Source organism: Streptomyces sp. NPDC054757 (assembly GCF_053612185.1).
Genome location: NZ_JBSHBW010000002.1, coordinates 249592 through 268128, shown reverse-complemented (window position 1 = coordinate 268128; position 18537 = coordinate 249592). Strand labels below are relative to the sequence as shown.

The following is an 18537-nucleotide window of genomic DNA, read 5'->3' as shown; positions in this document are numbered from 1 at the left end:
CGCGGGCCACCGGTACACCCAGGCCGCACCGCACCGGCGCGGGTCGGCGCCCCGCCCGCGCCGCCCGGCGCAGCGCGGGCCACCGGCCGGCCATCCATGGGATTCTCGACCCATGTCGCCGATCACCGAGGTGGAGGGGCGGCGTCTGCCGCTCACCCACCTCGACAAGGTCCTCTATCCGGCTACGGGCACCACCAAGGGTGAGGCCCTGCACTACTACGCCAGTACGGCCGAAGCCCTGCTGCCGCATCTGCACGGCCGCCCCGTCTCCTTCCTGCGGTATCCGGACGGTCCCGGCGGCGAGCGGTTCTTCACCAAGAACGTGCCGCCGGGCACCCCCGCCTGGGTGCACACGGCGGAGGTCCCCCGCTCCAGGACCAGGGACGCGCGCCAGGTGCTGGTGCAGGACCTGGCGAGTCTGATGTGGGCGGCCAATCTGGTGGTCGAGTTCCATACGCCGCAGTGGCAGGCCGACTCCCCCGCCCGCGCCGACCGCCTCGTACTCGACCTGGACCCGGGCGAACCGGCCACCGTGGCCGAGTGCTGCACGGTGGCGCTCTGGCTGCGCGACCGGCTGTCGGCGGACGGGCTGACCGCGTACGCGAAGACCTCGGGCTCCAAGGGCCTCCATCTGCTGGCAGCGCTGGAGCCGGCGCCTTCGGACGACGTCTCGGCGTACGCCAAGACCCTGGCCGTCGAGGCCGAGGCCGCCCTGCCCGATCTGGCCCTGCACCGGATGAAGCGGGCGCTGCGGCCGGGCAAGGTCTTCGTGGACCACAGCCAGAACGCGGCGGCGAAGACCACCGCGACCCCCTACACCCTGCGCGCACGGACCGAGCCGACCGTCTCCACGCCGGTGACCTGGGAGGAGGTCGAGGGGTGCACGGACCCCGCCGGCCTGGTGTTCAGAATCGACGACATCGGCCCGCGCCTCCAGCAGCACGGCGACCTGCTCGCACCGCTGATCAACCACGACCACGCCGGACCGCTGCCCCGCGCCTGAACCGCCCGGCCGCCTGCCCCAACAGGCCATTCAGGGCCTGCGGCCGTGCAAGGTACGGCGCAGGTCGTTCACCCAGGCGTTGGGGTTCTCCCAGGGGATGAAGTGGCCGCCATGGTCGTGGGCGTTGACGTTGACGTGGTTGAACCAAGCGGCCTGCGGACCGGTCTCGAATGCCCGGACGCGTTCGTCGGCGGTGTGGATACCGGGCGGGTTCTCGTACGTGACGAAGGTGAGGCCGACCGGGGCCTGCACGATCGGGGTGCGGTCGTGGGCGGGGGTCCAGGGATGGCGATTGGCATTGGCGTAGTAACGCATGGACGTGGCAATGGAGTTGTTCACCCAGTAGATCGTGGCGTGGGTGAGCAGATCGTCTCTGGAGAAGACGGACTCGATGTCGCCGCCGTTGTCGCTCCAGGCGTTCCAGCGCTCAAGGAGCCAGGCGAGCAGTCCGGCGGGTGAGTCGCTCAGCCCGTGGGCCAGGGTGGCGCCGTCGAGCATGTGTACGGCGAGGTGGGAGGCCGAGCGGTGGTCCAGCTCGATGATCCGGGCGCGGACGTCGGCGGGCTGGTCGTCGGTGAGGGGCCGGTTCCGGGCGAAATCCCAGGCGCGGGGGCCCGTGAAGAAGTCGAGCGGCAGCCCGGAGCCGATGTGGATGCCGTACAGCTCGTCGGCGTACTTGTGGCCGAGCTGGCTGGAGACGATTCCGCCGATGTCGCAGCCTCCGGCGGCGTACTTCCCGTATCCCAGGGTCTCGGTCATCAGGGTGTGCCAGAGGTCGGCGACTTTCCAGAAATTGACGTCCGGAAAGCCCTTGAGCGGGCCGGGGAAACCGAAGCCGGGCAGGGAGGGCACGATCACGTCGAACGCGTCGGCGGGGTCCCCGCCGAAGGCTGCCGGGTCGGCGAGCGGGTCGATCACCTTCGACCAGTGCCAGAACGTCCACGGCCAGCCGTGGGTGAGGATCAGCGGGATCGGGCGAGGGCCGCGGCCGGGCTTGCGCATGAAGTGCACCGGGACACCGGCGACGCTCACCCGATAGTGCTCGTAGGCGTTGATGGCAACCTCGGCCTGGCGCCAGTCGTAGCCGTCCCGCCAGTGGGCGACCAGCTCACGCAGATAGCTGTCCGGGACGCCGTACGACCAGTCCTCGTTCCCCTCGTCCAGCGGCGGACGGGTCAGTGCGAGCCGGGCGCGCAGGTCGTCGAGGACCTCGTCCGGCACATGGATCGGGGTGGGCTCCAGCTCCAGGGGGAAGGTTCGCGGGGTGGTCATGGCGTGGTTCCTTACGGGGTAGCGGAGGCGGTTCCAGCGGTCTGTTGGCTGGTTGGGCGGCGCCGGGCCAGTTCAAGGGTTGCGGGCGGCGACGCGGCGGGTGCCTGCCGCTGACGCGGGGCGAGCCGGGCGGCCGCGCGGCAGATCCCGCCCGGCCGGCCCGGCCGTACCCGCCCTCATACCCGCAGCCAGGTCCTCCGGTCGCGGGCCGTCGCGTAGAGCGACTCGATGTCCGCCGGTTTCAGTACGCCGCCGAGCCCGGCCAGCGCCGCGACCGCCTCGCCGTCCCGCACCAGCCTTACGCCCACCTGCCCGCTGCCCCGCAACAACCGCACACCGTCCGGCCCCGCCCGCGACCCATCAGGCCCACCGGACTCACCGGTCTCGCCGGTCCCGCCGGTCCCGCCGGTCCCGCCGGTACCGTCCCGGCCACCGGGCCCACCGGGCCCACCCGCCGCACGGAAACCACCGGCTCCACCGGACCTGCCCCCGCCGGGATCCCCCGCAATCGGCCCCACCCGTACCGCCGCCGCCCCGACGATCCCCAGCACCGGGCGTACCGTCGTGGCCAGGGCGAGCGCCGCGCGCTCTGCCTCGTGGCGGGCCCGACGGAGCTGTGGTTCCGGCTCTGTGCGGCCGGTGGCGACCAGGGGATCCGCGATCCGGACTGTTCGCTTCCGGGCCGCCAGGGTCCGCACGGACAGCACCCCTGCCGGGCCGATCAGGAGATGGCCGATACACCCGCCGCCGGGCAGCGGTACCGAGTGCAGCACCCGCCACCCCGCCCCCTCCAGCGTGTCCAGCTCGGCCCCCAGCGTCTCCTGGGCGGCGAGTGCCGCGAGGGCCGCACGTCGTGGGGCAGGCCGGAAGCGGGAGACGGCGAGCCCGGCCAGGGCGGCATGCAGCGCCTCACCGGGCCTGTTGGGTGCGAGGTCGTCATCGGGATGCAGGGTGAGCAGCGCGAGTTCGGCAGGGGTGGGGACCGGTGGCGGGCCGACCGCCGGCTGCCCGGTCAGATAGGGCGCGAGGGCGTCGAGCACTTCGGCCCGGTACTCCTCAAGCGCCAGGCTGATCCGCCCCGGCTCCCGGTCGTACCAGGCGGCGGCCGTGCCTTCCGGCAGTGTGACGTACAGCCGGGTCCTGCCCTGGTACCGCCCCGGTGTGACCCTGAGTTCCGGCATGCCCCATCACCCCGCCCCGGCCGGGGGGGGGGCAGTCCGGACACCGTCCCCCCACCCGGCCATGGGAACAGCCCGGACACCGCGGGGGCAAGAACCCGGTTACGGTGTACCGCTATTACCGACCAGGAGGGGACCCATCATGATCATTTTTGGCAGCAGAGGCTATCTCTACCAGCTGGCGATACTGACGCTGGTGTGCGGCCAGTGCGGCAATCCGGCCGCCCACACGCTCCGTAAGCGCGTCACGAAGTTCACGCTGTTCTTCGTGCCGCTCTTCCCGTTCTCCACCAAGTACGCGACGCAGTGCACCTTCTGCGGTACCGAGACCCGGACGACCAAGGAGCAGGCCGAGCAGCTCCTCGCGCAGAGCGCCGGTCAGCCGCAGGGCCCGCAGCAGGGGTACGGCCGGCCCGCGGCGCAGCAGCAGGGGCAGAACCCGTACCAGCAGTGAGCCGCGCCGCCGGCCGGTGCGGTCGGCCGAGACGGTCAGGGCAGCGGTACCGGTCCAGGCGGCGGCACCGGTCCGGGTCGCGCTGATACCGCGTCATCGCAGGGCCGCCCGGCGGTGATCCGGTGACTCCCGCCGCCCCCGCGCTCCACCGGCTCCCCATCGGCGCACTGTGACATTGACGGACATAGCGTCACCCGTCTTGCTACGTTTCCTGGCATGACCGCAACGACGGCGGACGCTCCCCCGCCCGAACTACGTCTGCCGAAGCGTCGGGGCGTCGAGCTGGTGCTGCTCATCGGCGCCGTACTGATCTCCGTCTACGGTTACATGAACGTCGGACTCGCGAAGCACGACGCCGTACCGGCGGACACCCTGAACTACGGTGCGGGGCTCGGTCTGCTGGCTCTCCTCGCCCATCTCGCCGTCCGCTTCCGCGCCCCGTACGCGGACCCGCTGCTGCTGCCGATCGCCGTACTGCTCAACGGCATCGGGCTCGTCCTGATCTACCGCCTCGACCTGGAGACCCCGGGCGACAGCGCGGCCCCCACCCAGCTGATCTGGTCCACGCTCGCGGTGGCCCTCTTCATCTGCTTCGTGCTCTTCCTGCGCGACCACCGGATCCTCCAGCAGTACACCTATCTCTCGGTCGCCGCCGCCCTGGTCCTGATGATCATCCCGATCTTCTTCCCCGCGGTGAACGGCGCGAAGATCTGGATCCGGGTGGGCGGTTTCTCCATCCAGCCGGGGGAGTTCGCCAAGATCCTGCTCGCGGTCTTCTTCGCCTCGTACCTCGCCGCCAACCGCAACGCGCTCTCCTACACCGGCCGCAGGATCTGGCGGCTCCAACTGCCCACCATGCGGGTGCTGGCGCCGGTGCTGGCGATCTGGCTGATCAGCGTGGGCGTCCTCGTCCTGGAGCGCGACCTCGGGACCTCGCTGCTCTTCTTCGGACTCTTCGTGATCATGCTGTACGTGGCGACGGGGCGGCTCAGCTGGATCGCCATCGGCATGGTGATGGCCGCCTTCGGGGCGTTTGTCGTCGGCAGCCTCGAACCCCATATCCGCGGCCGGGTCGAGGACTGGCTGCACCCCTTCGCCTCCATCGACGCGGGCCGGGGCGCCAACCAGCTCGCCCAGTCGCTCTTCTCCTTCGCCGCGGGCGGTGTCCTCGGGACGGGCCTCGGGCTCGGCCACTCGATCCTCATCGGCTTCGCCGTGAAGTCCGACTTCATCCTGGCGACGGCGGGCGAGGAGCTGGGGCTCGCCGGACTCTCCGCGGTCTTCCTGCTGTACACCCTGGTGGTGGCGCGCGGCTACCGCGCCGGACTGGCGCTCCGCGACTCCTTCGGGCGGCTGCTCGCGATCGGCCTCTCCTCCATCCTGGCGATCCAGGTGTTCGTGATCGCGGGCGGGGTGATGGGGCTGATCCCACTGACCGGTATGGCGATGCCCTTCCTCGCCCAGGGCGGCTCTTCGCTCGTCACCAACTGGGTGATCGTGGCGCTGCTCATCCGGATCAGCGACTCCGCACGCAGACCCGACCCCGGTCTGGTGAGGGCCGGGTTCCCGGAGACCGGCATCATCGCGCCGATCGTGGAGGACGAACCGTGATCCGCTACATCCGGCGCGCCGCCGCCTGCTGTCTGCTGCTCCTGGTCGCCCTGCTGGCCAACGCCGCGCGGATCCAGGTGTTCCAGGCGGACTCACTGGACAAGAACCAGGCCAACCGCCGCCTGACCATCACCCGTTACCACCAGCCGCGCGGCAACATCCTGGTCGGCGGGCACAGTGTCACCGGGTCGAAGGACACCGGCGAACAGCTGCGGTACGAGCGCACGTACCGCGAGGGTCCGCTGTACGCGCCGGTCACCGGTTACGCCTCGCAGACCTATGGCACCACCCTGATCGAGAACGCCGAGGACGGCATCCTCTCCGGCACCGACCCGATGCTCACCCCCTTCCCGCTGTGGAACGAGCTGACCCGCGCCCAGCAGCCGGGCGGCAGTGTGGCCACCACCATCAAGGCCCCGGTGCAGGAGGCCGCGTACAACGGTCTCGGCCGCAGGCGCGGCGCGGTCGCCGCCGTCGAGCCCTCGACCGGGAAGATCCTGGCGCTGGTCAGCAGCCCTTCGTACGATCCCGGGGTCCTGTCGGGGACCGGCCCTTCGGTCACGGGTGCCTGGTCGCGGCTGAACGCCTCCTCGACCCAGCCGATGCTCAACCGGGCCATCCGGCAGACGTATCCGCCCGGTTCGACCTTCAAGATCGTGACGGCCGCGGCCGCCCTCGACTCGGGTGCGGTCACCGACGTGAACGCGGACACCGACACCCCCGACCCGTACACCCTGCCCCACACCACGACGGTCCTGCCGAACGAGGCGAGCGGATGCGGCGACGCCTCACTCGCGTACGCCATCGAGGTCTCGTGCAACACCGTGATGGCCAACCTGGGCGTCAAGGTCGGGCTGGACGGGATGGACAAGGCGGTCGGGAAGTTCGGCTTCAACGACGCCGGGCTGAGGATTCCGTCCGGGGTGGCGAGGAGCAACTTCGACACCGATATGAGCGAGGACCAGCTGGCGCTCTCGTCCATCGGGCAGTTCAACACCTCGGCGACACCGCTGCAGATGGCGATGGTCTCGGCCGCCGTGGCGAACGGCGGTGAGCTGATGTACCCGCATCTGGTGGACGAGACCCGGGCCAGGGGCGGCCGGGTCGTCAGCCGCACCGGCCCGAAGTCGTACCGCCGGGCGATGGACGCGTCGACGGCGGTCCAGCTCCAGCAGATGATGGTCGATGTCGTGACGCAGGGCACCGGGTCCAACGCGGCGATCCCGGGCGCGACGGTGGGCGGCAAGACCGGTACCGCGCAGAACGGAGTGGGCAACGCCGGTACGCCGTACGCCTGGTTCATCTCCTGGGCGAAGGCGGACGGCGCGAGCCGGCCCGCGGTCGCGGTGGCCGTGGTCGTCGAGGACGCGTCGGCCCACCGCGCCGACATCACGGGCGGCGGCTTCGCGGCTCCGATCGCACGGGCGGTCATGCGGGCGGCGTTGCAGCACTGACGGGGCGGCGTTGCAGCACTGCCGGCGGGACACCGGGACGGAGTGAGGGCATGAGGGTGACGGGGCGGAGTGGGGTACCCGGCAATGCGGCGGTGGCGGAGGCGCTCGGACGGATCGGCCGGCTCGACCCGGCACTGAGCGCCTTCACCGAGGTCTGGCCGGACGGAGCGCCGGGCGGAGCGCCGGACAGTGCGCCGGGCGGCCACGTGCGGGACCGGTCCGCAGACATCCCGGACAGGTCCACGGGCAGCCAACACCGGTCAGCGGACCCCCCGGGCCGCTCCACGGCCGGCGGGCTTCCGCTGTCCGGGGTGCCGTTCGCGGTGAAGGGTCCCTCCGGTATCCGCGGATACGCGGCCGGGCGGCTGCGGGCCGCGGGCGCCGTGCCGGTCGGCTCCACGGCGGTACCGGGCCCCGGGACCCACTGGCAGACCTGGGGTCTCGGCGCACACGGCCGCACCCTCAATCCCTGGCGCCCGGACCGCACCCCGGCGGCTCGTCGGCCGGTTCGGCGGTGGCGGTGGCCACCGGGATGGTCCCGCTGGCCACCGGAAGCGACGGCGCGGGGTCGGTACGGATACCGGCCGCGTGGTGCGGGGTGCTGGGCCTCCGGACGACGGCCGGGCTGCTGCCGTCGCCCGACCCGACCGGACTGGCGTCGGCCGGTGTGCTGGCCGCCGACGCCGCCGGGGCCGCGGCGTATCTGCGGGCGGTGACGGGCCGGTACGAACCGTCCCCGCCGGAGTTCCCGCTGCCCGCCGTCTGGTCGCCCGACCTGGGCTTCGCCGTCGTGGACGACGAGGTGGAACGGGTCGCCCGGCGGGCGGTGGAGCGGCTGGTGGCAGCCGGTCTCGTACGCCTCGTCGCCACCTCGTACGACCTGCTCGACCCCTGCGACGCCTGGCTGGCGGTGCGCGGCGGGCAGCCGGACCTGGCGGGAGCGGTCCGCGCGGAGAACGACCACCGGCTGGCGTCGCTCTTCGCCCGTACGCCGTTGCTGCTGACACCGGTGACCCCGAACCGGCCGCATGGCCACGAAGGGCCGGGCGAGCAGTACTCGACCTCGCTGACCTGGGCTTTCAACCTCAGCGGCCATCCGGCGGCGAGTATCCCCGCCGGGTTCGACCCGGACGGGTGCCCGGTGGGGCTCCAGCTCGTCGCCGCGCACGGGCAGGACGCGTCCCTGGTGGAGATGGCGCGGGCCGCCGAGGGGGTTCCGGGGCCGGGGCGGTCATGGACGGCGGCGGCTGGTCCGCTTCGCCCCGGTAAAGGAACAATGCTATGAAACGAGAGTGACCGCACACCGCCGGAGCCCCGTGCCGCACCCGTCCCGCTGGGGGCTGCGCCGGAGTCTCGCCATGCAGGTGTTCGCCATGCAGGTGGTGCTGATCGTCCTGCTGGTCATCGCGGCGGCGGCCGTGCTGGTGGTGCAGTCCAGGTCCGACAGCGAGAACGCGGCCCGGAGCCGCTCACTGGCCGCAGCCGAGGCGTTCGCCCACGGGCCCGGCCTGCCACAGGCGCTGCGCTCCCGCGATCCGACGGCCGTCCTGCAGCCGCTGGCGGAGGCCGCGCGCAAGGGGGCCGACGTCGACTTCATCACCGTGACGGACACCCGTGGCATCCGCATCACGGACCCACAGCGCTCACTGATCGGCAAGCGGTCCATGGGCGATCTGAGCAAGGCGCTCGCGGGACACTCCTTCACCGAGATCTTCAGCGGGGAGCCGTCCGACGCCGTGCGAGCCCTGGCCCCCGTGACCGACGCGCACGGCCGGGTGGTCGGCCTGGTCGCGGCCGGGATCGAGATCAGCAACGTCTCGGATCTCGTCAGCAGGAGACTGCCGCTCCTGCTCGGCACCGCCGCCGCCGCGCTCGCCCTGGCCACCGCCGGGGCGGCCCTGGTCAGCCGCCGCCTCGGCCGCCAGACCCACGGCCTGGGACCTGCCGAGATGACCCGGATGTACGAGCACAACGACGCCGTTCTGCACGCGGTGCGCGAGGGTGTGCTCATCGTCGGCAGCGACGGCCAGGTCCTGCTGGCCAACGACGAGGCGCGCCGGCTGCTCGCCCTGCCCCCCGATGCCGAACTGGGCCGGGTCGCGGACCTCGGCCTCGCCCCGGCCACCGAGCGGCTGCTGAGCCAGGGGGAGCCGGTGACCGACGTCGTGCACCTCAGCGGGGACCGGCTCCTCGCGGTCAACCTGCGGCTCACCCCGACCCGGGCCGGACTCGGCAGCAGAGTGGTGACCCTGCGGGACACCACCGAGCTGCGCGCCCTGACCGGACGCGCCGAAGTGGCGCGGGAACGGCTGCAGTTGCTGTACGACGCCAGCGGGCGGGTGGGGACCTCGCTGGATGCCGTACGGACCGCCGAGGAGCTGGCGGAGGTGGCCGTACCCCGGTTCGCCGACTTCGTCACGGTGGATCTGACGGAGCCCGTGCTGTCCGGCGGGGAGCCGGGCGGCGCCTTCACCTCGATGCGGCGGGCCGCCGTGCGGGGCGTCCGGGGCAGCGCGGCGCTGGACCCGCCCGGCACCCGGATCGACGTCGAGCCGGGCACCCCGCTGGCGCAGTACCTGGCCGCGGGCGAGCCGACCCTTGAGGCTGATCTCTCCGGTACGTACGACTGGCGGGCCCAGGACCCGGCCGGCGGGCTGCGGGCCGTGGAGGAGGGGTTCGGGTCGCTGATCCGGATGCCGCTGACGGCACGGGGGGTCGTGCTGGGGCTTGTGGCCTTCTGGCGCGCCCTGGAGCGCGACCCGTACGAGGCGGACGATCTGTCCTTCGCCGAGGAGCTGGCCCTGCGGGCCGCGCTGAGCGTCGACAACGCCCGCCGGTTCACCCGGGAGCACACCACGGCGGTCACCCTCCAGCAGAGCCTGCTCCCCCACGAGCTGCCGCAGAACCGGGCCCTGGACGTGGCGCACCGCTATGTCCCCGCCCGTGCCGGGGTGGGCGGGGACTGGTACGACGTCATCCCGCTGCCCGGCGCCCGGGTCGCGCTGGTCATCGGCGATGTCGTGGGCCACGGTCTGCACGCGGCGGTGACCATGGGCCGGCTCCGTACGGCTGTCCACAACTTCTCGTCGCTGGACCTCTCCCCCGACGAGATCCTGGGCCACCTCAACGATCTGGTCCTCACCATGGACGAGGGCAACAGCTCGCTGGGCAACGGCACCACCGTGTCCGGCGCCACCTGCATGTACGCGATCTACGAATCCGTTTCCGGCCGCTGCACGGTGGCCAGCGCCGGGCACCTCGGCCCGGCGCTCGTCGATCCCGGCGGGACGGTCCGGTTCCCCGACGTGCCCGCGGGGCCGCCCCTGGGCACCGCCAGCCTGCCCTTCGAGACGGTGGTGCTCGAACTCGCCGCCGGCACCAGCCTGGTGCTCTACACCGACGGCCTGGTGGAGGAGCGCGGCCGGGACATCGATGCGGGCCTGGAGCTGCTGCGCACCACCCTGGCGGAACAGGCCGGCCGGGACACGGACCCGCAGGAGATGTGCCGGAGCGTGTTCGATGCGCTGTCGCCCTCGCACCGGGAGGACGATGTGGCCCTCCTGGTGGCCAGGACCCGGCTGCTCGAACCTTCGTCCGTCGCGGACTGGGAGCTGGACGCCGATCCGGCGGCCGTGGCCACCGTACGGTCCCAGGCCGCCCGCAGACTCGGCGAATGGGGCCTGGACGAGATCGCGTTCAACACCGAACTCATCCTGAGCGAGCTGCTCACCAACGCGGTCCGTTACGGCACCGCGCCGATCCGGGTGCGGCTGCTCCACAGCGCGACCCTGACCTGTGAGGTGGCGGACAGCAGCAGCACATCCCCGCATCTGAAACGGGCGGCGGCGATGGACGAGGGCGGGCGCGGGCTCTATCTCGTCGCGCAGTTCGCGGAGCGCTGGGGTACCAGGTATCCGCCACAGGGGAAGATCATCTGGGCCGAGCAGCTGCTCACCGGGCCGCCCCCGAAGCAGTGGACTCTTGATCTGGACGACCTGGACGATCTGGATGACCTGGAGGGCATGGACGGCATGGAGGGTCCGGGCCCGTAAGCGGGCGGGTGGCCACGGAAGGAACGCGCTTCACGCGTGTGAGGCGCCTTCAGCTATCGCCGACTCCACCTCGGAGACCCGCTCCTGCTCCTCCTGCGCGAACCGCTCCCGGTCGAGCTGCTCCGCGATCTCCTCGTCCTGGGACATCAGCAGGTCCAGATTCGAGTTGCCCATCTCGAAGACGCCCATGTCCACATACGCCTGCTGCAGCCGCTTGCCCCACAGGCCGATGTCCTTGACGCAGGGGACGATCCGGCTGAAGAGCAACTGCCGGAAGAGCGTGAGGAATTCGGACTGCTCCGAGAGCTGTTCGGCCTCCTTGCGCGCGATGCCGAAGTTCTCCAGGACCTCCACGCCGCGCAGCCGGTCGCGCATCAGATAGCAGCCCTCGATGACGAACTCCTCGCGCTCCCGCAGTTCCGCGTCGGTGAGCTGCTTGTAGTAGTCGCGCAGCGCCATCCGCCCGAAGGCCACATGGCGGGCCTCGTCCTGCATGACGTACGCGAGTATCTGCTTGGGCAGCGGCTTGTCGGTGGTGTCGCGGATCATGCCGAACGCGGCGAGCGCCAGGCCCTCGATGAGGACCTGCATCCCCAGATAGGGCATGTCCCAGCGGGAGTCGCGCAGGGTGTCGCCGAGCAGGGCCTGGAGGTTGTCGTTGATCGGGTAGAGCATCCCGATCTTCTCGTGCAGGAAACGGCCGTATATCTCGGCGTGCCGGGCCTCGTCCATCGTCTGGGTGGCCGAGTAGAACTTGGCGTCCATGTCCGGGGCCGACTCCACGATCCGGGCGGCGCACACCATCGCGCCCTGCTCACCGTGGAGGAACTGGCTGAACTGCCAGGACGTGTAGTGCTTGCGCAGCTCGCCCCGGTCGCGGTCGGTCATCTTCGCCCAGTGGGGTGTGCCGTAGAGGGTCATCGCCTCGTCGGGCGTACCGAGCGGATCGTACGGGTCCACTTCGAGCGACCAGTCGATGCGCTTCGCACCGTCCCACTGCTTGTCCTTGCCCTTCTGGTACAGGGCGAGAAGACGGTCGCGCCCTTCGTCGTACTCCCAGCTGAACCGGGCCGAACCCGACGCCGGTATCTGCCAGTTGGGCTCGGACGGTCCCTTGGTGTAGAGCTCATGCGTCGACATACCTGGCAGGCTCACACGTTGGTAGACGCCGGGTCAACAAGTCGCGCACAAGTCACGCACGAGGGATTGACGCAGCTTACTGACAAGCAGTCTCATAAGGGGTGACCACCGGTAACCCCAAGCGCGAGGTGCCCCAGAGATGACGTCAGCGACCGAACACGAAGTGCTCCGTGACGCCCTCGGCCTGCTCAGGGACCGCGAACAAGTGGCCGCGCGGCTCCTCGAATCGTCCGCCAGGCACTCGTTCGACCCGGACAGGGAACTGGACTGGGTGGCACCGCCCGAGGACGGCAAGTGGTTCTGGCCGCCCGAGCTGGTCTCGCTCTACGACACCCCGCTCTGGCGGAGAATGTCCGAGGACCAGCGGATGGACCTGGCCCGGCACGAGGCGGCGTCGCTCGCCTCACTCGGCATCTGGTTCGAGATCATCCTGATGCAGCTGCTCGTACGGCACATCTACGACAAGTCGGTGACCAGCAAGCATGTGCGGTACGCCCTCACCGAGATAGCCGACGAGTGCCGGCACTCGATGATGTTCGCCAGGATGATCGAGAAGGGCGGGGCCCCGGCGTACCCGGTCCCGCGGATCTACCACAACCTGGCCCGGATCCTGAAGACCGCCTCGACCACCCCGGGCTCCTTCGCGGCGACCCTGCTGGGCGAGGAGATTCTCGACTACATGCAGCGGCTGACCTTCCCGGACGAGCGCGTCCAGACCCTGGTGCGCGGCGTGACCCGCATCCATGTGGTCGAGGAAGCGCGCCATGTCCGTTACGCCCGCGAGGAGTTGCGCCGCCAGATGGTGACCGCACCCCGCTGGGAACAGCACCTCACCCGGCTGAGCTGCGGTGAGGCGGCGCGGGTCTTCTCCACCTGCTTCATCAACCCGCAGGTGTACACGAACACCGGCCTGGACCGCCGCGAGGCCGTCGCCCAGGTGAAGGCCAGCGGCCACCGCGCGGAGGTCATGCAGAACGGCGCCAGGCGCCTGACTGACTTCCTGGACGACATCGGGGTACTGCGGGGGGCGGGGCGGAGGTTGTGGGTGAGTTCGGGGCTGCTGGCGGGGTAGGGCGGGGCCACCCGGGGGGCGTTGCGAGGACGGGATCGCTTTTCAGCCAATTCCACCCCTGAGCCAGGCATTCACCTCACACACTCTTCACATATTCCTCACAGGTAATCCGCGCAACACGCACGGGAGTTACCCGCTCACACAGGCCCGGATCGTCGCCGTTGTGTTCAAGTCAACGCCACAGTCGTCTCTTGTAACACCCCGTTGGCCTGTGCCTATGGTGCGTGCCGCGCCACGGTGAGGATCTTGACCGCACCCCGCCGGCGGCGTCGACCGGACTGGCATGCCGGGGGGTGCCGCACAGCACCTGACGGCTCGTTCCTTTCCGGCGGTCCGTTCTGTTCTCCTTCGGCGTGCCCTTCACCTTGAGAAGGGATACTCCGTTGCGCCCCAGACCGTGGTTCCGTATGCCCGGATTTCGAAGATCCGGGATCCTGACCCCCGTTGTCACGTCCGTGGCCGCCCTGGCCGTTCTCGGCGGGCTGACCGTACGGCCCGAACTGCTTGATCTCGGACGGAGTACCGAGTCGGCGAGTAATTCGTACGACTGGTTCACCGATACCGCGGCCGAACAACTGCGGCAGGACCAGTGCCTGATGGGAGATGTGCTGCGGCTGGGCGGTACGTCGATGGCCAGGACCGCGCAAGGGGGCCTCAACCAGACCCCCGAGCAGCTCCATGTACTGGCTGACCGGGAGTACTGGCAGAAGAGTCCGCTCGACGCCGCCTACACGGCGGACCGGGATGCGGCGCTCAAGGAACTGCATGCCCTTGATGCCCGCCGGGCCGCGTGGCAGAAGCCGCTCACCGGACTGACTCCCCCGGACAGCTTCACCGACACTGACTTCCGCTGGCCTCCGGGGTATCCAGGAGATGAGAGAGAAGACTTCTACTCCCAGACGGGTCTGGGCCAGTGGGTCGCCGACCGCTTCTGGAAAAACGAGGACGACTTCTACGAGGACGCCACCCCCGAGGCTGATGCGAAGACGCTGAAGGCCTTGGACGCGGTGGGCACACCTCTCTACGGCAAGGACCCTGACCCGACGGGCCTGTCGGGTGACGAGTGGAACCGTGCGGTCGCCGAACACGATGCATTCGACTGGCTGCACGGGGGGCCTGGGGAGAACGCGGGCGCGGACAACGCCCGTATCTTCCTTTCGTCCGGCGGTTTCCCGCACACGGCTCCGCAGCCGGGCACGGCGGAGTACCGGATCGCGGTCGAGGACCTGAAGTCCCGTTTCGCCGGATGTGCGTGGCGTGACCCGATCGACCCGGACCAGGTACTCGGCGGTATATCGGCTACCGCAGCCACGGAGTGGCAGCAGGAGATCGCCTCCCAGCAGGTGCAGCGCAACCAGATCCTGGACGCGAACACCACGGCCACGCAGGCTCTCGCTTCCGGGGCCAAGGCGCTCGGCGAGCTGCTGGGCCAGTCGTGGATCGCCGACCATCTTGCCCGCTGGCAGGACTTCTGGTCGGCGGGCGGTGCCGGGTGGATCGGTGACGCGCCGGCCGTGATCGAGGTGCACGCGGCGAACGGCAAGTGTCTGGACGTACAGAGCGCAGCGAAGACCGATGGCACTCCGGTCCAGGTGTACACGTGCAATGGTTCCGCGGCGCAGGCGTGGCAGGTCTACGTCGACGGCAACGGTTCTCACCTGCGGAACGTGAATTCCATGAAGTGCCTTGACGTGAACGGGAACGCCGCGGTCAACGGCACGAAGATCCAGATCTGGGGCTGCCACAGCAACCCGGCGCAGACCTGGGAGTACAACCTCCGGGCCACCACGAGTCTGAAGAACGTGGGCACCGGCAAGTGCCTGGACCTGCACACCTTCGACAAGGGTCTCAACGCGCAGCTGTACACGTGCAACAACACCGCTGCGCAGCAGTTCGACATCAAGCCGTCCGGGCACGACGGTGAGGTTCTCGCGAAGGCGCAGTTCGACCAGGCGAAGAAGGGCGTCACCGACGCCCAGGCAGCCGCGAAGAAGCAGCTCGCCTCCCTGAAGACCCAGGCCACTGCGGCGAAGAAGGCCGCGACCGACTCGGACACCGCCGAGACCGCCGCGTACGCCGTAGCAGACAAGAACGGCGCGCCCCGGGGCCGCGGTCTGCTGGTCGGTCAGCAGAAGGCACAGGTCACCCAGGGGGCATCAGCCGCGCTGACAGCGATGGTGAAGGCCGGCGAGACCGCCGAGGCCGCGACCCGCGCCTCCGGTGGGGACAGCGAGACCATCGCGCAGCGGGCGCTGGCGCAGGCCGCGCAGGTGAAGACGGAGTTCCGTAAGGAAGCCGCGCACAGTGCGGAGTTGCAGGCGAAGGCCGCAGCGGATGCGGCCAAGGTGCACCGGGACAACGCGAAGAAGGACAAGGAGGAGGCCGAGGCCAAGCTCGCCGCATCCCTGAAGGCCGAGAGCGACGCCAAGACGGCGGCCGCCCAGGCGCATGCGAAGCGGCTCGCCGCCGAGGCCGAGGAGAAGACGGCCAAGGCGGAGAAGGAGACCGCCGCCGCGAAGCAGGCCGAGGCCGCACAGCACAAGAAGAACGCGGAGGGTGAGGCCACCAAGGCGAAGGGCGCCAAGGACAAGGCCGAAGCCTCCGAGGCCACCGCGAGCGAGAAGCGGGACGCCGCGGTCAAGGCGAGCAATGCCGCGAAGGCCAAGCGGGACGATGCGTGGGACGCCGAGGAGAAGGCGAACGCCGCCCGCGCCAAGGCCGACGCCAAGGGCGCCTACGCCGACTCCCTCGACGCGGGCGACGCGGCGGACGCCGCCCGTACCGCTGCCAATGAAGCCGACAAGCACGCCGACGACGCCGAGACAGCAGCCGGGAAAGCCCGCTCCGAGGCCGACGCCGCAACCGAGGCAGCCGCCGACGCGGACGCCGCGGCCACCCGCGCCGAAGCAGCCGCCAAGCGCGCCCGCTCCGACGCCGACGGAGCACAGGCGGCAAAGCTGAAGGCCGATGCCGCGGTGAAGACCGCCACCAGCGCCGCGGCCGACGCGATCGAGGCATCCAGGCACGCCGCGTCCGAGGCCAGGACAGCCGTCAAGCTGGCCGACGAAGCCGAAGCACAGGCCAAGACCGCCAAGACCCAAGCGGACACGGCGAACAAGGAAGCAGCCAAGGCCCTCGCCGCCTCCGCGAAGGCCGCGGGCTTCGCCCACGTCACCGCCCAGGCAGCCCAGGACGCGGGCAACGCAGCCGCACAGGTCGCCAAGCCCGCCAACGACGCCATCCAGCTGGGCTCCCCCTACGTCACCACCGACTCGGCCGCCGGCCTGGTCGTGCTGACCGGGCAGGCGTCCAAGACGATCGCCGAACAGCAGAAGGCCGTCGCCGACGCCCACGCCAAGAACGCCCTGGAGGAAGCAGCCGCCGCCAAGGCCCTCGCCGACCAGGCAGGGGCTGACACCAAGGCCGCCTACCAGTCCGCCGCCAACGCCGCCGGATACGCAGCCGACGCCCGCACCTACGCCAAGGAAGCCCTCGGCTACGCAGCCGACGCAGCCACCGCGGCATCCAAGGCCACCGCGTCACTGGCCCGAACCGTCGCCTACGACAACCAGGCCACCATCGACGCAACCGCCGCCGACAAGGCAGCAGGCCGCGCCGAGGGCTACGCCAAAGACGCCCGCGACTCGGCCGACCAGGCAGCACTCGACGCGGAGGCCGCCCGCACCGCAGCAGCACTCGCGGAACAGGACGCCAAGGACGCACGCGCAGCAGCCGACCGCGCCGACACCGCAGCGACCGAAGCCGAACAGGCCGCGAAGGACGCCGCCAAGTACGCCAAGGACGCCCAGGAAGCGGCCGAGAAAGCGGAACGCAACGCCGCGAACAAGCAGGTCTCGACAGGTGCGGGTACTGGAGTCGGCGGCACGTGGTACGTCGTCGACGAGGACAGCATCGAGATCACCGATGCCAAACAGCACGACCCCTGCGAGATCACGATCGGCTTCGAAGGCTGCACCACCACGTTCACGGTCACCTTCAGCGCGATGGTCGACTTCTTCCTCTGTACCAATCCTGACACGACAGCCAGCGCCGGTGGCTGTCGGTCGCAGGACACGCTGCTCATCGAGAGTAAGCGCATCCACGGTTTGAAGAAGGACGTCACGCGATACTTCTCCAAGCTCGAACTCATCCAGCAGAGCCTCACCTACCAGGTCATCAAGGCGGCCCTGGTTCAGGACTTCGTCGACTGTTGGCACGGCAGCGTCAGTGGCTGCGCCTGGGCGCTGAGCAACTTCATCCCCAGTACGGCGTTCGAGAAGGTCTTCGACGGGGTCCGCGCTCTGGATGCCGCTATGAAGACGGGTGTCGGGATCCGCGACGCGTTCAAGGCCCTCAAGGCCCTTAACTTGGACCCAGCGACTCTCGCCAAACTCGACAACACCCTCAAGGCCTACGAAGACCTGTACACCGCCTGCAAGGCGAACAGCTTCCCTGCCACAACCCAGGTGCTGATGGCAGACGGTTCACACCGGCCTATCAGCCAAGTGAGGGTGGGAGACATCGTCAAGGCCACGGATCCGTCCTCCAGCCAGTTGCAGCCCCGGCAAGTGACTGACACCTTCAAGCACGACACCCAGCGATTGGTGGACATAACCGTTGCCGATGGAGGGAATCTCACCAGCACCGCCGGCCACAAGTTCTACGTGGCGAAACGGGGTTGGACGCTGGTCTCCGACCTGCGCGTCGGTGACCATCTGCGCACGGCGGACGGCTCCGTCCACGCGGTGGCCGCCCTCCACGACCGCTCGGGCCTGACTCCGCGCGTGGTGTACGACCTCACGGTCGACGACCTGCACACCTTCTACGTACTGGCGGGGACCACTCCCATCCTCGTCCACAACTGCAAAGTGGCTTTGGGGTGGCAAAATAACGGCAAGCTCGACAAGTGGGCCGGGGAGAACAAATTCGTCACCTTCTCTTCCGTTTCCCCAAAGGACTTCGCCCGGATCGCAGAAATGGCCATCGCCGACCCAAGCGTGACGCTACACGTGAACATGACAGGGCTGAACAAGCTTGGAGGATTTATGGAAGCTGCCCAGCGCGGCCTAAGGGCTGGCTCAGCTGGACCTGCTACGGACTACGAGATGTCCATGATCGCTCGGGCTCTTACCAATGGACAACGACCCTGGGATTCGGTCAAGTTCTACTCACCGTCGGGTCCGGACGGAGCCATGCGACTGGACCCCCTGACAGATATGCCGGACCTATCCATCCTGAAGGGGGATCTATCGCCAGTGAAAGGATCAATCATCGGATACTGCCACTGCTGAGGAATGGACT

Annotated in this window: 10 protein-coding genes and 1 pseudogene; 8 read left to right on the top strand and 3 right to left on the bottom strand. The window is 69.9% G+C overall.

What is annotated here, in order from left to right:
* Positions 1–112: 112 nt before the first annotated feature.
* A complete protein-coding gene (gene ligD, locus ACWGKJ_RS03965; protein ID WP_385016604.1) occupies positions 113–1003 on the top strand; it encodes a non-homologous end-joining DNA ligase in 891 nt (296 codons plus the stop codon).
* A gap of 30 nt (positions 1004–1033) precedes the next feature.
* Here ligD and ACWGKJ_RS03960 read toward each other — a convergent pair whose 3' ends face one another.
* Positions 1034–2275: an epoxide hydrolase family protein gene (locus tag ACWGKJ_RS03960; RefSeq protein WP_385016602.1), complete on the bottom strand. Its 1242-nt coding sequence runs from the start codon at positions 2273–2275 to the stop codon at positions 1034–1036.
* A gap of 176 nt (positions 2276–2451) precedes the next feature.
* Positions 2452–3456, bottom strand: a complete 1005-nt coding sequence (locus ACWGKJ_RS03955; RefSeq protein ID WP_385016599.1) for an NERD domain-containing protein — start codon at positions 3454–3456, stop codon at positions 2452–2454.
* A gap of 139 nt (positions 3457–3595) precedes the next feature.
* On the opposite strand from ACWGKJ_RS03955, the gene ACWGKJ_RS03950 reads away from it, so the two are divergent.
* From ACWGKJ_RS03950 to ACWGKJ_RS03930, 5 genes and pseudogenes are all read left to right on the top strand, one after another.
* Positions 3596–3907, top strand: a complete 312-nt coding sequence (locus tag ACWGKJ_RS03950) for a zinc-ribbon domain-containing protein (protein ID WP_385016597.1) — start codon at positions 3596–3598, stop codon at positions 3905–3907.
* A gap of 216 nt (positions 3908–4123) precedes the next feature.
* Positions 4124–5518: an FtsW/RodA/SpoVE family cell cycle protein gene (locus ACWGKJ_RS03945; protein WP_385016594.1), complete on the top strand. Its 1395-nt coding sequence runs from the start codon at positions 4124–4126 to the stop codon at positions 5516–5518.
* On the top strand, positions 5515–6972 hold the full coding sequence (locus ACWGKJ_RS03940; protein ID WP_385016591.1) for a penicillin-binding transpeptidase domain-containing protein: 1458 nt from the start codon (positions 5515–5517) through the stop codon (positions 6970–6972). The genes ACWGKJ_RS03945 and ACWGKJ_RS03940 overlap by 4 nt, the downstream gene beginning before the upstream one ends.
* A 50-nt stretch (positions 6973–7022) precedes the next feature.
* Positions 7023–8257: pseudogene (locus ACWGKJ_RS03935) on the top strand (amidase family protein).
* A gap of 73 nt (positions 8258–8330) precedes the next feature.
* Positions 8331–11024, top strand: a complete 2694-nt coding sequence (locus tag ACWGKJ_RS03930) for a SpoIIE family protein phosphatase (RefSeq protein WP_385017068.1) — start codon at positions 8331–8333, stop codon at positions 11022–11024.
* A 30-nt stretch (positions 11025–11054) separates the two neighbouring features.
* Here the strand turns inward: ACWGKJ_RS03930 and ACWGKJ_RS03925 are convergent, their stop codons facing one another.
* Positions 11055–12164, bottom strand: a complete 1110-nt coding sequence (locus tag ACWGKJ_RS03925) for a ferritin-like domain-containing protein (RefSeq protein WP_385016589.1) — start codon at positions 12162–12164, stop codon at positions 11055–11057.
* Positions 12165–12303: 139 nt separating this feature from the next.
* Between ACWGKJ_RS03925 and ACWGKJ_RS03920 the strand changes: the two genes are divergently transcribed.
* Positions 12304–13236, top strand: coding sequence for an AurF N-oxygenase family protein (locus ACWGKJ_RS03920; protein WP_385016586.1), 933 nt, complete (start codon positions 12304–12306; stop codon positions 13234–13236).
* Positions 13237–13643: 407 nt separating this feature from the next.
* Positions 13644–18527 (top strand): ricin-type beta-trefoil lectin domain protein, encoded by a 4884-nt coding sequence (locus ACWGKJ_RS03915; RefSeq protein ID WP_385016583.1) that lies wholly within the window; start codon positions 13644–13646, stop codon positions 18525–18527.
* The last annotated feature ends 10 nt before the right edge of the window (positions 18528–18537 follow it).